This is a genomic window from Caulobacter sp. GW821-FHT11E11 (assembly GCF_058808315.1).
Genome location: NZ_JBXARO010000004.1, coordinates 39,187 through 52,923, shown reverse-complemented (window position 1 = coordinate 52,923; position 13,737 = coordinate 39,187). Strand labels below are relative to the sequence as shown.

The 13,737-nt window shown below is 68.4% G+C and carries 15 protein-coding genes; 6 read left to right on the top strand and 9 right to left on the bottom strand.

All coding sequences use genetic code 11. From position 1 onward, the window contains the following. Positions 1-138: 138 nt before the first annotated feature. Positions 139-1,770, bottom strand: a complete 1,632-nt coding sequence (locus AC1RR5_RS10630; protein ID WP_492921430.1) for a serine hydrolase — start codon at positions 1,768-1,770, stop codon at positions 139-141. Positions 1,771-1,857: 87 nt separating this feature from the next. After that, entirely contained in the window at positions 1,858-3,540 is a 1,683-nt protein-coding gene (locus AC1RR5_RS10625; protein ID WP_492921428.1) for an acyl-CoA dehydrogenase family protein, read from the bottom strand. A gap of 106 nt (positions 3,541-3,646) precedes the next feature. On the opposite strand from AC1RR5_RS10625, the gene AC1RR5_RS10620 reads away from it, so the two are divergent. Then, positions 3,647-4,273, top strand: coding sequence for a glutathione S-transferase family protein (locus AC1RR5_RS10620; RefSeq protein WP_492921426.1), 627 nt, complete (start codon positions 3,647-3,649; stop codon positions 4,271-4,273). On the opposite strand, the gene AC1RR5_RS10615 is transcribed toward AC1RR5_RS10620, so the two are convergent. Beyond that, the gene (locus AC1RR5_RS10615) at positions 4,270-4,593 is read right to left on the bottom strand and encodes a DUF2322 family protein (protein WP_492921424.1); all 324 of its coding nucleotides are present in this window, start codon (positions 4,591-4,593) and stop codon (positions 4,270-4,272) included. The two genes, AC1RR5_RS10620 and AC1RR5_RS10615, sit on opposite strands and share 4 nt — an antisense overlap. Positions 4,594-4,771: 178 nt before the next feature. Between AC1RR5_RS10615 and AC1RR5_RS10610 the strand changes: the two genes are divergently transcribed. Continuing rightward, a complete protein-coding gene (locus AC1RR5_RS10610) occupies positions 4,772-5,329 on the top strand; it encodes an SH3 domain-containing protein (RefSeq protein WP_492921423.1) in 558 nt (185 codons plus the stop codon). Between the two features lie 108 nt (positions 5,330-5,437). Here the strand turns inward: AC1RR5_RS10610 and AC1RR5_RS10605 are convergent, their stop codons facing one another. The 3 genes from AC1RR5_RS10605 to AC1RR5_RS10595 all read right to left on the bottom strand — a co-directional run bounded on the left by AC1RR5_RS10605 (position 5,438) and on the right by AC1RR5_RS10595 (position 8,702). Continuing rightward, complete coding sequence (locus AC1RR5_RS10605) at positions 5,438-5,959, bottom strand: CPBP family glutamic-type intramembrane protease (RefSeq protein ID WP_492921421.1); 522 nt, start codon at positions 5,957-5,959, stop codon at positions 5,438-5,440. Next, complete coding sequence (locus tag AC1RR5_RS10600) at positions 5,947-7,053, bottom strand: Rieske 2Fe-2S domain-containing protein (RefSeq protein WP_492921420.1); 1,107 nt, start codon at positions 7,051-7,053, stop codon at positions 5,947-5,949. The genes AC1RR5_RS10605 and AC1RR5_RS10600 overlap by 13 nt, the downstream gene beginning before the upstream one ends. 170 nt (positions 7,054-7,223) lie before the next feature. Beyond that, positions 7,224-8,702: a M20 family peptidase gene (locus AC1RR5_RS10595; protein WP_492921418.1), complete on the bottom strand. Its 1,479-nt coding sequence runs from the start codon at positions 8,700-8,702 to the stop codon at positions 7,224-7,226. A 233-nt stretch (positions 8,703-8,935) separates the two neighbouring features. On the opposite strand from AC1RR5_RS10595, the gene AC1RR5_RS10590 reads away from it, so the two are divergent. Further along, complete coding sequence (locus AC1RR5_RS10590) at positions 8,936-9,232, top strand: hypothetical protein (RefSeq protein WP_492921416.1); 297 nt, start codon at positions 8,936-8,938, stop codon at positions 9,230-9,232. A gap of 4 nt (positions 9,233-9,236) precedes the next feature. Here AC1RR5_RS10590 and AC1RR5_RS10585 read toward each other — a convergent pair whose 3' ends face one another. From AC1RR5_RS10585 to AC1RR5_RS10575, 3 genes are all read right to left on the bottom strand, one after another. Then, complete coding sequence (locus AC1RR5_RS10585) at positions 9,237-10,346, bottom strand: hypothetical protein (protein ID WP_492921414.1); 1,110 nt, start codon at positions 10,344-10,346, stop codon at positions 9,237-9,239. After that, positions 10,343-10,615 carry a hypothetical protein gene (locus AC1RR5_RS10580; RefSeq protein WP_492921412.1) on the bottom strand — a complete coding sequence of 91 codons (273 nt, stop codon included), beginning with the start codon at positions 10,613-10,615 and terminating at the stop codon, positions 10,343-10,345. Before AC1RR5_RS10580 ends, AC1RR5_RS10585 begins: the two co-directional genes overlap by 4 nt. A gap of 144 nt (positions 10,616-10,759) precedes the next feature. After that, the gene (locus AC1RR5_RS10575; RefSeq protein ID WP_492921410.1) at positions 10,760-10,987 is read right to left on the bottom strand and encodes a hypothetical protein; all 228 of its coding nucleotides are present in this window, start codon (positions 10,985-10,987) and stop codon (positions 10,760-10,762) included. A gap of 141 nt (positions 10,988-11,128) precedes the next feature. On the opposite strand from AC1RR5_RS10575, the gene AC1RR5_RS10570 reads away from it, so the two are divergent. The 3 genes from AC1RR5_RS10570 to AC1RR5_RS10560 all read left to right on the top strand — a co-directional run bounded on the left by AC1RR5_RS10570 (position 11,129) and on the right by AC1RR5_RS10560 (position 13,735). Beyond that, complete coding sequence (locus AC1RR5_RS10570; protein WP_106404400.1) at positions 11,129-11,212, top strand: hypothetical protein; 84 nt, start codon at positions 11,129-11,131, stop codon at positions 11,210-11,212. Between the two features lie 100 nt (positions 11,213-11,312). Beyond that, on the top strand, positions 11,313-12,407 hold the full coding sequence (locus AC1RR5_RS10565; protein ID WP_492921409.1) for a 3-deoxy-7-phosphoheptulonate synthase: 1,095 nt from the start codon (positions 11,313-11,315) through the stop codon (positions 12,405-12,407). A gap of 155 nt (positions 12,408-12,562) precedes the next feature. Next, positions 12,563-13,735, top strand: a complete 1,173-nt coding sequence (locus tag AC1RR5_RS10560) for an MFS transporter (RefSeq protein WP_492921407.1) — start codon at positions 12,563-12,565, stop codon at positions 13,733-13,735. The last annotated feature ends 2 nt before the right edge of the window (positions 13,736-13,737 follow it).

The following is a 13,737-nucleotide window of genomic DNA, read 5'->3' as shown; positions in this document are numbered from 1 at the left end:
ACCCCCACGTGCGTTGACCTGGGTTCGGGGGCGCGGCGGCGATCGGAAAAGGATCGCGACGCCAGAGCAGACCCACCCCCAAACTCATTCGACAACGCGGCTGTTGAGGGTGGGTTCCGAAGCTTCGCCGTTTCGCGTTCAGCTCACCTTGGAAAGGCGCAGATCCTGGTAATCGTAGCTGAAATCGGCCAGCGGCGAGACCGCCTTGACCAGCGCCGAGACCACCTTGCCGTCCTTCAGGTCGCCCCCCTTCTCAATGTCAAAAGTGATGAAGGCGTCTTCCTGGGTGCGATCATCGAAGGTGGTCTTGAACATGTCGCCGTCGAACGGGTCCAGCTTGCCGCGCAGGGCGGGGGTCTTGTCGAACGAGACGGTCAAGGCCTGCTTCTTACCTTTGCCGACCAGGCTGATGGTCACCGTGCCGTACCAGGGATCACGATAGACGCCGGCATAGGCGGCCAGCGGCAGGCTGGGCTTGGCGCCGCCCGGCGTGGCGGTGGTCGTGGCCCGCGCGGCGTCCTTGATCGTGTTGGCGTCGGCCTCGGCCTGGACGCGCTTGGACGAGGCGATCCAGTCGAAGTCGCTGCGGCCCTGCAGCCGGTCGGGACCGCCAAAGCGCAGGGTGCGCAGGACGGGCGCCTCCTCGGCGTTGGTCATGATCATGATACCCGACTTCCGGCCCGGTAGCAGGCCCGTGTACGAGATGAAGCCGGCCAGGCCGCCGGTGTGCCACAGCAGCCGCTCGCCCCGGTGGTCCTGGACGAACCAGCCCAGGCCATAGGCCTGCATCGACGGGCGGACCGGGTTCTCGTCGATCGGGCCGTCGGTCCAGCTGGTGATGGTCTGCGGCTTCCACATCTCGCGGGCCGAGGGCTCGCCCCACAGGCGCTTGCCGTTCGGCAGCATCCCCAGGCCCAGCTGCACCAGCATCCATTGGCCGATGTCCTTGGGCGTGGAATTGACCCCGCCGGCGGGGGCGGCGGCGTCGAAGCTGTTGTCGAATGGCAGCACCTTTTGTGGACCCAGGCCCCGCACCGGCGGACCCAGGCGCGCGTGCGGCGCGGCGCGGCGGGACTTGTCGACCAAGGCGGGGCTGGAGACCGTGCTGGTCATCTTCAGGGGCTCGAAGATCCGGCTCTTGATCATGGTCTCCCACGACTGGCCGGTCACCGCCTCGATCACTGCCCCGGCGGCGACGTAGAGGACGTTGTCATAGGCATAGCCGCCCCGGAACTGGCCGCCGATCGGCAGGTACTTGAGGCCCGCCACGATGTCGGCGCGGGTATGGGTCGGAGCCGGCCAGATCATCAGGTCGCCCGCGCCCAGGGTCAGGCCGCTGCGGTGGACCAGCAGGTCGCGGACGGTCATCAGCTTGGTGATGACCGGGTCGCTCATCTGGAAGGCCGGCAGGTGCTTGGTGACCGGATCGTCCCAGGCGACCTTGCCCTCCTCGACCAGCATGGCGATCAGGGCCGCCGTCATGGCCTTGGTATTGGAGGCGATGCCGAAGATGGTGTTCTCGTCGCAGCGGTCGGGCTGGCCCAGCGCCTTGACGCCATAGCCCTTGGCCAGGGTGACCTTGCCGCGCTCGACGACGGTGACGCCCAGGCCCGGCTCGTCGGGGAAGGCGGCCATGACGTCCTGGGCCAGCTGGTCCACGGCGGCGGCGACCGAGCCGGTCTCCTGCGCGAACGACCGACTGCCAAACGCCGCCAGACCCGTGGTCGCCAGAGCCGAGACGAGGGCGGAGCGGCGGGTCGTGGCGAGCATGGGTGATCCTTCGAAACGAAGGGCCACGCTATGCTGATGCTTGAGGGGGCGGCAAGGCCGCAAGAAACGACCCTGAACGGTTTTGGGTCAGTTGCCCCCGTCCAGCAGCCGCCGCGCGATCACCTGCGCCTGGATCTCGCCGGCGCCCTCGAAGATGTTGAGGATTCGGGCGTCAGCCAGCAGGCGGCTGGCGGCGTATTCCATCGCGAAGCCGTTGCCGCCGTGGATCTGCAGGGCGTTGTCGGCCGCCGCCCAGGCCACGCGGGCGGCGATCAGCTTGGCCATGCCGGCCTCGAGGTCGCAGCGCTTGCCCTCGTCCTTCTGGCGGGCGGCGTAGTAGGTCAGCTGGCGCACGCCCATGATCTCGGCGGCCATCATGGCCAGCTTGTTGGACACGCGCGGGAAGTCGAAGATCGCCTGGCCGAACTGCTGGCGGTCGAGGGCGTAGCCGAGCCCGGTTTCCAGCGCCGCCTGGGCGACCCCGACGGCGCGGGCGGCGGTCTGGATGCGGGCGCTCTCGAAGGTGGCCATCAGCTGCTTGAAGCCCTGGCCCGGAACGCCGCCCAGCAGGTTTTCCGCCGGCACGGTGAAGCCATCGAAGCCCAGCTCGAACTCCTTCATGCCGCGATAGCCGATCACCCCGATCTCACCGCCGCTCATCCCCTCGGCCGGGAAGTCGTCGCCCTCGACGCCGCGCGGCTTGGGGGCCAGCAGCATGGAGAGGCCGCGGTAGTCGGTGGTGGCCGGGTCGGTGCGGACCAGCAGGGTCATGACGTCGGCGCGGGCGGCGTGGGTGATCCAAGTCTTGTTCCCGGTGACGACATACTCGTCGCCGTCCAGCACCGCACGGGTGCGCAAGGACCCGAGGTCGCTGCCGGTGTTCGGCTCGGTGAACACCGCGGTCGGCAGGATCTCGGCGCTGGCGATCTTGGGCAGCCAGTATTCCTTCTGGGCGTCGGTGCCGCCGGTCAGGATCAGCTCGCCGGCGATCTCCGAGCGGGTGGCCAGCGAGCCGACGCCGATCCAGGCGCGCGACAGCTCCTCGGACACCACGCACATGGCGGTCTTGCCCATGCCGCTGCCGCCGAACTCCTCTGGGATGGTCAGGCCGAACACGCCCAGGGCGCCCAGTTCCTCGACCAGCTCGATCGGGATCAGTTGGTCCTTCAGGTGCCATTCGTGGGCGAAGGGGGTGACCTTCTCTTCCGCGAAGGCGTGGAACTGGTCGCGGATCATCTCGAAGGTCTCGTCGAGACCGGTGTATTCCAGCGTCGGCCGGCCGCGCGCCTCGGCCAGGCGCTGGGCGACGCGGGTCTTCACCGCCTGGGTCCCGCCCTCGACCATCAGCTTCATCAGGCCATTGGAATAGAGCCGGTTCAGCACCGCGCGGTCTTCCACCAGGTGCGCCGGACGGACGATCTCGCCCTGGTTCATCGGCACGCCGCCGACCAGCTGGGCGCAGTATTCGGAGAACAGCAGCTGGGCCAGCAGGGCCTCGATCTCGCCGAACCGGCCTTCGTCCTGCAGGCGCTCGGCCCAGCCAGCGACCTGGTTCAGCAGCTCGGCATAGGCCGCGTACCAGCCGTAGCCGTGGACGCGGTGCTGGTGGACGTCGGCCAGCTTGCGATCGATCTTGCCGCCGTCGGGGGCGATGTGGGCCAGCACCTGCGGCTTGGCCTCGGCCACGAACAGTCCGGCCGCGTCGGCCGCCTCGCGCAGCAGGCCGGTCAGTCCGGGGAGAATGAGGTTCTCGCTTGCCGTATGCGTCATGCTTGCTCCCCTGCGCCAAACAGGCGTTTTCTTTCACCCTCGCGCCTTTCGCATCTGCGAGCAATGCCGCGACGCAACATGCGGTTCACAATCCGGGGAAGAAACAATGCTGACGGTTCATCATCTGAACGAGTCGCGCTCGCAGCGGATCCTGTGGCTGCTGGAGGAACTGAACCTCCCCTACGAGATCGTGCCGCATACTCGCGATCCCAAGACCCGCCTGGCCCCGCCATCGCTGCTGGCCGTGCACCCGCTGGGCAAGTCGCCGGTGATCGTGGATGGCGATCTCACCGTCATCGAGTCCGGGGCGATCATCGACTACGTCATCCGCCGCCAGGGCGATGGTCGCCTGGCGCCTGACGCGGCGAGCGCCGACTTCGACCGCTACCAGCAGTGGCTGCACTATGCCGAGGGCTCGGCCATGCTGCCGCTGATGCTCAACATGTATGTCGGCCGTCTGGGCGAGGCCGGCGCGCCGCTGCACCCGCGCATCCAGGGCGAGATCGCCAACCACCTGTCGTTCGTCAACGACAGCCTGGCGGGGCGGGAGTTCTTCGTCGGCGACAGCCTGACCGGCGCCGACATCCAGATGAGCTTCGTGCCCGAGGTCGCCAAGGCCATGGGCAAGCTGCCGGAATATCCGCACATGGCCGCCTGGATCGGCCGCATGCACGCGCGGCCGGCCTGGAAGACGGCGCTGGAGAAGAGCGGGCCGTACGCGCTGGGAGCCTAGACGATCTCGATGCTGAGCGGCGCGCCGCCGGCGGCGATCTCCAGCAGGCGGTCGACGTTCGGATGCGCGCCGGGACGCTCGCGCGCATCCGCCGTGTGCTCGGCGAACATGGCCAGACCGTGCTCGGCCGTCCGCGCATCCAGGGCGCCGAAGGCTTGCTTCAGATACTGATAGACGGCCACCGAGCCTTGCTTGCCCGGCTGGTTCTCGATGCTGGCGACCACGCCGCCCTGGGCGTCGATCAGGTCGATGCGCTGCACGCCGGCGATGGGCGGCAGTTGCTGAAGGTTGTCCTTGAACGTCGCGCCAGGCTGGATCATCGCCAGATTTTCCGAGGTGTCTGAGGTCGTCGAGGGCGGGCCTGTAACACCTCCGGCGAACTTTTTTCAACATGAACGAAATCTGCTGAACCGGTCCGCGCAACCGTTCAGCTTCGCCCTGTCATGGTCTGTCTCACGGGGTTGCTGACCCCGAACACTTTCAAAGGGACATACGACCATGACCATCTCGACGAAGATCAAGACCATCACCCTGACCCTGGGCGCCGCCGCCGCCACCCTGTCGCTGGCCGCCGCTCCTCAAGCCAATGCCGGCGTCGTCGGCTGCAAGGCCTCCGGTTCGAAGCAAGAAGTCGGCGCCGTCGTCGGCGGCCTGCTGGGCGCCTTCGCCGGCAACAAGATCGCCGGCAAGGGCGATCGCGGCACGGGCACGGCCATCGGCGCCGTGGTCGGCGCGGGCGCCGGCTCGGCCATCGGCTGCGGCGTGCAGAAGAAGGACGCGGCCAAGGAGGTCGGCGGCATCTACAAGTCGGGCGGCTATCGCTACGCCCAGACCGTCGAGGCCGCTCCCCTGGTCAAGATGGACAAGAAATACGTCACCCGCTCGACCGTGAACCTGCGGGCCGACGCCTCCACTCGCGGCGAGCGCCTGGGTTCGGTGTCCTCGGGCACGACCTTCCAGGCCCTGGGCCGCACCGGTGACGGCAAGTGGATCCTGGTTGGCCAGAACGGCGTCGGCGTCGGCTACGTCTCGAGCGCTTACGTCTACCGCGCTTAACCAGGCCTGAGCTTTCGGAGCGCGTCCGCTCCGTCCCTCTGGCCGCGCTCTGAGAAGAGAGCCCGCTCGGTCCTCCCCCTAGGGACCGGGCGGGCTTTTTCGTGGCCGCTAGCTGAGCGCGCTCACCCCGCCCAGCCAGGTCTGCCAGACCACCACCAGCGCCCAGTGCAGCAGCACCGCCGGCCAGATCGAACCGGTCTGGCGCTTGGTCACCGCGCAGCCCAGGCCCAACACCGCGCAGCACAGCAGGAAGTCGGGGCGCAGGAAGATGCCGGCCGCCGACTTCAGGAAGGTCACGGCCTCGAACACATGCCAGACGGTGTACAGGGCGGTGGAGATCGCGATCTCCAGCTTGGGGCGGCTGCTCTCGTTGGGGCCGGGCGTCAGCAGGCCCCGGAACGGGATCTCCTCGCCGAGGGCGGGGATAAAGAACACGATGAGCATCCGCAGGGGCAGGCCGGGCTCGGCGGGCTGCAGCTTGTAGAGGCCCGTGACGAATCCGATGACCATCATCACCGCCAGGGTGGCGGCGGAGACGGCGGCGCAGAACAGCCAGCCGCGCGCGGTGGGCAGGGTGCGGAGGCTGGTGAGCAGGCGGTGGCGGTAGATCGCTAGGCTCAGGTCCGCCACCGCAGCGTCTGGTCCCTCACCGGGTTCAGGAACGCCCGGCCCTCGCGCCGGCTGGCCGTCCATTCCCGCTTGCACTGGTGATACCACCGCGCCTGCTGGTCGGCGTCGCCCACCCACATCAGCGGCGGGTTCTGCTGCAGCCCCGGCGTCTGCGCGGCCACGATCGCCCCGTCCTGGCGCAGGAAGGCGCGGGCGGCCATGCGGATGATCGGATAGAAGGCCGTGAAGGCCCAGTGATCCGACCACATGATCTGGTTCATCCGGGTCTTGGTGGCGTTGATCGGCGTCATGGCCGACAGGGCCAGCACCTGCTTGTCGCCCACCGTCACATGCTCCCAGCGCAGGCCCGGCAGGCGGAAGGTGATCTCGGTCAGGGGCTCGCCACCCAGGATGGCGTAGGCCTTGGAGTTCTTGGACGGCTCGTGCCGCACCATGGTGAAGCCAGCCTCCGAGGCGCAGAAGGTCTTCTTCTTCTCGTGCTGGCTGGTCTTGGTCCGCCACCACCATTGCTGATGCACGTAGGGACCGTGGGCCGGGTCGATCAGGCCCAGCACCGCGTGGTCGATATGGATGTCGTAGTCCAGGTGGTCGACCAGCTTGGGCTTGCCGCCCACCACGCCGGGGATGGTCGGCGGCGGCTCCGGCGGCTCGCCGTCGAAGCGCGGGTTGGAGGACATCCAGATCCAGACCATGCCCTGCTGCTCGACGGTCGGATATTTGCGCACCCGCACCTTGGAGATGTCGAAGTCGCTGTCGCCGGTCAGGGACGGGATCGACTTGCAGGCCCCGTCGGGCCCAAAGCGCCAGCCGTGATAAGGGCACTCGATGCTGTCGGCGCCGTCGGCCTCGCGGTGCACGCGGCCAGCCGACAAAGCGGCGGCGCGGTGGGGGCAGATGTCACGGATGGCGTAGACCTGGCCGGCGCGCGTGCGGCCCAGCAGGATCGGCTCGCCCAGGTATTCGCGCTTCTCGGCCTTGCCCGGCTTGATGTCCGGAGACAGGCAAGCGACGTACCAGGCGTCCCAGACAAAGCCCTCGCCAAACTTGTCGGACAAGGGGTTGGCCTTGATCATCGGAGCGTCGTCGGCGGGCATGGGGCGCTTCTAGCGGTTGGGTGAACGCTGTAACTTGAGGCGCAGTGTCGCACGCGGATGCGACAGCCGTTTCAAGTTCGGAAAAGCGACAGCCAAAGTTGTGGGCGGATGTTCTCCGCCAAGTCCCCCGACCGTGTTCCCCCCGAACACGCCCCTGCCCGAGAAAGACGTCACCGCGACGCGGCGGTCTCCACCAGGCGCTGATAGAAGCGCACCATTCGCTCGACATTGTCCAGGCTGATGTGTTCGTCGGTGCCGTGGATGATCTTGGTCTCCTCGACCTTCAGCACCAGCGGCTGGAAGCGGTAGACGTCCGACGCCACCCCGCCCATGTAGCGGCTGTCGGTGCCGGCGGTGACCAGGCCCGGCACGACCGGAGCCTTGCTCTCGTCGCCCGCCAGGCCGGCGATGGTCTTCCAGGCGTCCGAGCTGGTCGACGAGACGGGCGAGGGCTCGTCCGGCGTCTTGCTCCAGGCCAGCTCGACCGGCAGCTTGCCGACCGCGTCCTTGGCCCGCGCCATGACGGTGGCCGAGGTGTCGCCCGGCGCGATGCGGTAGTTGATCCAGGCCGTGGCGTCCTGCGGCAGGACGTTCTCCTTCGGCGAGCCCTTCAGCATGGTCGGGGCGATCGTGGTGTGCAGCATGGCCGCGCCCGCCGGAGTCTTGGCCGTGACCTTCACCAAGAGCGGCGAGAACAGCCAGGTGTTGGCCGCGAAGATCTTCACCTCCGGCTTGGCGTGCGGGGCGATGGCGCCCAGCATGTCGGCGCCGGGGCCCTGGAACTTCATCGGGAAGGGGTGGTCGCTGATCGCCGCCACGGCCTTGGACAGGGTGACGACGCCGCCGCCGTCCGCGGGGGGCGCCGACGAGTGGCCGCCCACGGCCGGGGCGGTGACCTTCATCGTGGCGTAGCCCTTCTCGGCCGTGCCGATGATGGCGGCGGGCTTGCCGGTGACCGGGTGGTCGGCGACCACGGCCATGCCCTCGTCCAGCACGAACTGGGCCTTGATGTTGCGGGATTTCAGCAGGGCCGCGGCGGCGCGAGCGCCCACGCCGCGCACCTCCTCGTCATGGCCGCTGACGATGATCACGGTGCGCACCGGCTTGAAGCCGCTGGCGGCGACGCCTTCCAGCGCCTCGAACAGGGTGACCAGCGAGCCCTTGTCGTCGATCGAGCCGCGACCCCAGACCGCGCCGTCGGCGATGACACCGTCGAACGGCGGGTGGCTCCACTGGCCCTCGCTGCCCGGCGTCACCGGCACCACGTCCTGGTGGGCCATCAAGACGATCGGCGGCAGGGCGGGGTTCGAGCCGGTCCAAGTGTAGACCAGGGTGTGGTCGGCCACGACCTCGCGGGTCATCGCCTTGTGGGCCAGCGGATAGGTGGCCTGCAGCCAGGCGTGCAGCTTGTCCCACTCGGCCGGCTGGTCGTCGGCCTTGTCCTGGTGGCTGATGGTCTGGAAGCGCACGGCTTCGGCCAGGCGCCCGGCGGCCTTGGCCACGTCGACCGGACGCGCCGAGGCCAGCTTCACCGAGGCCGGATCGACCTGGGCCGGCGCCTTGAACGTCGCAGTGCGCACGGCGACCACGGCGGTAACAGCCAGAACCAGACCCACGGCCGTCAGCGCGACCTTACCCCCGACACCCATCGTCTCATCTCCCCGAGCACTTATTGGCCGAACGCTTGTTGGGCGGACTGTGCGTCGAATTTCGATACGCGACAATCTCGATACTGTGGGTGAGGGGAAAGTTATCCACAGGGTGGCGCGGGGGAGGATCCCAATCCCCGTGCTTTTCGACGGCGCCCTCAGCCAATTCAAAGGCTTGCAGGAAAACGCAGGTTTCTTGTCCCCGGTCCGCCGGCCGGCCTCAAGCTGGCGGCATGACACAGACCTCCGCGGAACGCTGGTGCGAAGACAACCAGGCCAAGCTGATGGCGATGCTGGACGCCGTCTGGGCCTCGATCGAGGCGACCGACGACCCCGCCCTGATCCGCAAGGCCCGCGAAAAGGCCAGGGTCTGCGGCGTGATGGCCGCCACCGTCCGCAAGATCGCGGCGATGGTTCCGGCGCGGAAGCCGGTGGCGGCACCGCTCCCGGCTTTCGCCGAGACGCCGGAGCCGCCGCATACGCCCCGCGCCCTGGACCGCCTGAAGGGCGGCCGGCGCGGGCGATTGTGACGCGTCAGTAGAGCCTGAGCGCCTTGGACACGAAGACGCCGAACTGCCAGTCGTCCTTGTCGGCGTTGGGGCCCTTGTTCTCGCGCTTGTAGGTGGCCTTGACGCCGCCGGCATAGTCGTCGCTGGCGATCAGATACAGCGGCGCCTCGAAGCCGAAGTCTTCGCTGCCGAGGTCGTAGCTGACGCTGAGCGAGAGTCCGATCGTGTCGGTGAAGCGCTGGCGGACCTCGAGCGACACCAGATCCTTGTCATTGTGCTTGGGCGATCCCAATGCTCCGGTCAGGCAGGCGGTTCCGCTGGTTGGCGGACAGATCGTGGCGTCGTCCTGGGCCTTGTAGCCCTGCTGCCGCTCGTACTTGATGGTGTAGAGGCGCCGTTTCCACAGGGGCTGCCAGGACCCGGTGACCCCGAACGACCACGGCGTCTCGGTCTCGGTCTTCTTGGCGAAGGCGCCGGCGTCGAGGTACTCATACGAGGCGTGGCCGATCTTGCCGAACCCGCTGACCGTCCAGACGCCCGCGTCCAGACCAAAGCCATAGCGGTCGAAGGTATCGAGCTGCTCAGGAGCGTTGTCGGAAATCCACTGCGAGTCGCAGTCCTCGGCCTTGGCGTCCCTGGCCTTCTCCCTTTCCGCCTGGGTCTTTGCCTTGGCCAGGGCCTTGGCGACCGCGATGGAGTCGCAAAGCGCCTGCGCCGGCCCGGTTTCGGCCCGTTTGCCGATATTCAAGGAAGACCAGGACAATTGAAGTTTCAGGGACGAGCCTGGCGTCAGTTCATCGAGGGCAAAACCGCCCTTGCTGGTGTCCTCGTCGAACGGAGAGGTCGCTGTCAGGCTGAGGTTCCAGAGGCCGACCCCGGTATTCTTGACGTAGCCGGCCTTGATCGTCGCGGCGGACCCTTCGGCTCCGGCGGTCAGTTCGACGGCGTTTGCAAAGGTGACGGCCTGCTTCAGGAGGCCCGTTCCGGCCCATTTTGCTTGGGCGTCGGGGGAGGCGAAGCGCTGGTTGGCGTCGGCGATTTCGTCGGCCGAGAGCGTGGCCTGAGCATTGACGCTGGAAGCGCCCGCTGAGATGAGCGCGACGGCCGCCAGCCCATAGGTGATGTGGCGTCTCATGCCGGCACCACGAGATTGCGCAGGCCCCAGGCCTTTTCGCGTTTTGGGGGAATCTTCCGATCCTCGATTTTGAGGATCGACGTATCGCCGACCTTGGCCGCGAGGCTGAACGTGTCGCCGGGGTTTCCGGCCATGTGCCACGTTAGCCCATGCGTCCCGCTGGGCAGTTCCTTGGCGCCCTTGTCGTTCGTGAACTCGATCGCCTGATCGTCGACCCGCACCACATAGATCGCGGCGGTGCAGGTAACCTCGAAAGTCACCTTCGGCATTGGCCATCCCCCTGAAGCCTGAGCTCGACTATAGGGGATATTTGTAGAAATTAAACCTATTCGTGCGCCTCCGCGCACCTCCCGTATGCCGGGAGGGTGGATCACCCCCGCCGCGCCACACCGGCTGCGAGGGCGATCGTGATCTTAAGCCGTGAAGACGAATTGCACGCCGCCCGGGCCGCCGTGCTGGGCGATCAGGCTCAGTTCCGCGGTGGTCAGCTTGTCGGTGTGCAGCACGCGCATCGTGGCGCCGTTGCACAGCGCGTCGGCGGCCTTCACCAGCTCTTCCACCGTGTAGTCGGTCGCGCGCAGTTCGAAGCCGCCGCCATAGGTCGCGATGGCCACAAGGTCGGCCAAGGTTCTCTTCGTCATGTCCATGTCCCCCGTCACCCAAAGTGGGCGTGGCCGGGAAAGTGCCAGCCGAAGTTGAGTTTTTGGTAAAGCTGAGCTTGGGACGCGGCGCGTTTTGTCCCCACTCGACTCCTGGAAAACTTCGCCCTAATGTCACCGACGATGACCCTCGCCGCCAGCCAACAGCTGTTTTGGTACTTTAGCTATCCGACGCCTCTGGCGCCGGGAGGGGATCGTTCGGCCTGACGTCAGGCCACAGAGAACATCTTCACCAGCCGCCAGGGGTTCCCCGGGCGGCTTTTTTCATGGCCGCCGGACCCCGCCTCAAGCTTTTCCGGAGTACGCCATGCCTTCCTCGACCGCCGCCAATGTCGTCACCATCCCGGTCCCGACCGACGACCTGCGCATCCAGAAGCTCCAGACCCTCAGCCCGCCCGCCCAGGTGATCGGCGAGGCGCCGGCCACCTCGCAGGTGGCCGAGGTCGTGGGGGCGGGCCGCCGGGCCGTGCACGAGATCCTGAACGGGCGCGACGACCGCCTGGTGGTGGTGATCGGCCCGTGCTCGATCCACGATCCCAAGGCCGCCCTGGACTACGCCCGCCGCCTGGCCGCCGAGCGCGAGCGTCATGCCGGCGAGCTTGAGATCGTCATGCGGGTCTATTTCGAGAAGCCCCGCACGACCGTGGGCTGGAAGGGCCTGATCAACGATCCGGACCTGGATGGCGGCTTCCGGATCAATGACGGCCTGCGGCTGGCGCGGCGCGTGCTGCTGGACGTCTGCGCCCAGGGCCTGCCGGCCGCCTGCGAGTTCCTGGACGTGACGACCCCGCAGTACATCGCCGACCTGGTGGCCTGGGGCGCGATCGGCGCGCGCACGACCGAGAGCCAGATCCACCGCGAGATGGCCTCGGGCCTGTCGTGCCCGGTGGGCTTCAAGAACGGCACCAATGGCGACGTAAAGGTGGCGGTCGACGCGGTGATGGCCGCGAGCCAGCCGCACCATTTCCTGGCCGTCACCAAGGAGGGCCGCGCGGCCATCGCCACCACCACCGGCAACAAGGACTGCCACGTGGTGCTGCGCGGCGGCAAGACGCCCAACTACGACGCCGCCAGCGTGGCCGCCGCTGCTGAAGCCGTGGCCAAGGCCGGCATGCCGGCCCGGATCATGGTCGATGTCAGCCACGCCAACAGCGGCAAGAACCACGAGAACCAGCCCGCTGTCGCCGCCGACATCTGCGCCCAGGTAGCCACGGGGATTTCGCCGGTCATGGGCGTGATGATCGAGAGCAACATCGTCGCCGGCCGCCAGGACATCGTCCCCGGCCAGGCCCTGACCTACGGCCAGTCGGTCACCGACGCCTGCATCGACTGGGAGACCTCGGTGCGGGTGCTCGACGACCTGGCCGCGGCGGTGAAGGCGGGGCGGGCAGCGCGGGCTTAGGCGGCCTAGCGCCCCTCCCCGCAAGCGGGGCAGGAGGAAGCAGGGGGAGGTGGATCGCTGCGGATACGCAGCGAGACGGAGGGGGCGCTCTGGCCTAGTCTCCTCCCCAAACCGGGGAGGCGGCCATAAACGCCAAGGACAAACCCATCTGGCTGGTGCTGGCCATCTGCCTGCTGGCGGCCATGCTGGAGGGGTTCGACATCCAGTCGATGGGCGTGGCCGCGCCGCGCATGGTTCCGGCCCTGGGCCTGACGCCGGGCCAGGCCGGCTGGGCGTTCAGCGCCAGCCTGATCGGGCTGATGATCGGGGCCTCGGCCGGCGGGACGATCGCCGACCGCATCGGCCGCCGGCCGGTGCTGGTGTTCTCGGCCGCGGCCTTCGGGCTGTTCTCGCTGGCCACGCCGTTGGCGCGGGACTTCGAGGTCCTGCTGGTCGTGCGGATCCTGACCGGCGTCGGCCTGGGCGGGGCCATGCCCATGCTGATCGCCCTGGCGTCCGAGCAGGCGGGCGCGGCGCGCAAGACCGTCACGGTCGGCATCGTCACCGCCGGCCTGCCGCTGGGCGGGGCGCTGGCTGGCCTGCTGGCGCGCTCGCCGTTGGCCGAGGACTGGCGGATGATCTTCGTGGTCGGCGGGATCGCGCCGCTGCTGGCCGCGCCGCTGCTGCATTTCGTTCTGCCGCTGGGCCGGCCGCAAGCGATCGAGAAGCAGGGCCGGGCGGCCCTGACCGCGCTGTTCTCGCCGGCCCGCCTGCCGATCACGATCAGCCTGTGGCTGGGCGTGGCCCTGACGGCGCTGATCCTGCACCTCTTGCTGAACTGGCTGCCGACCCTGCTGGTGGCGCGCGGCCTGCCCAAGAGCGCCGCGTTCGGGGCGGCGATCCTGTTCAACCTGGGCGGCGCGACGGGCGGGGTGCTGCTGGGCCTGCTGGTCGATCGCGTCGGGCCGCGCTGGCCGCTGGTCGGGACCTTCGCCGGCCTGACCCTGGCGTTGCTGGGCCTGGCCGCGGCGGGCGAGGGCGGCCAGATCGCCGTGCTGGCCTTCGTCGCCGGCTTCCTGCTGATGGGCGGGCAGTTCACGCTCTACAGTCTGGCGCCGCAGCTCTATGGCGAGGCGGTGCGCGGGACGGGCGTCGGCGCGGCCATCGCCGCCAGCCGCCTGGGCTCGATCTTCGGCCCCCTGGCCGCCGCCCAGCTGATCGGGGCGGGCGCGGTCGGTGGGACAGTGGTCGGCGCGCTGGTCCCGGTCGCCCTGGTCACGGGGCTGTCGGCCGGGCTGCTGACAGTCTTCGGCGCGCGGGCGGCTAGAGCAGAGGCGCCTGAAGCCTAGCC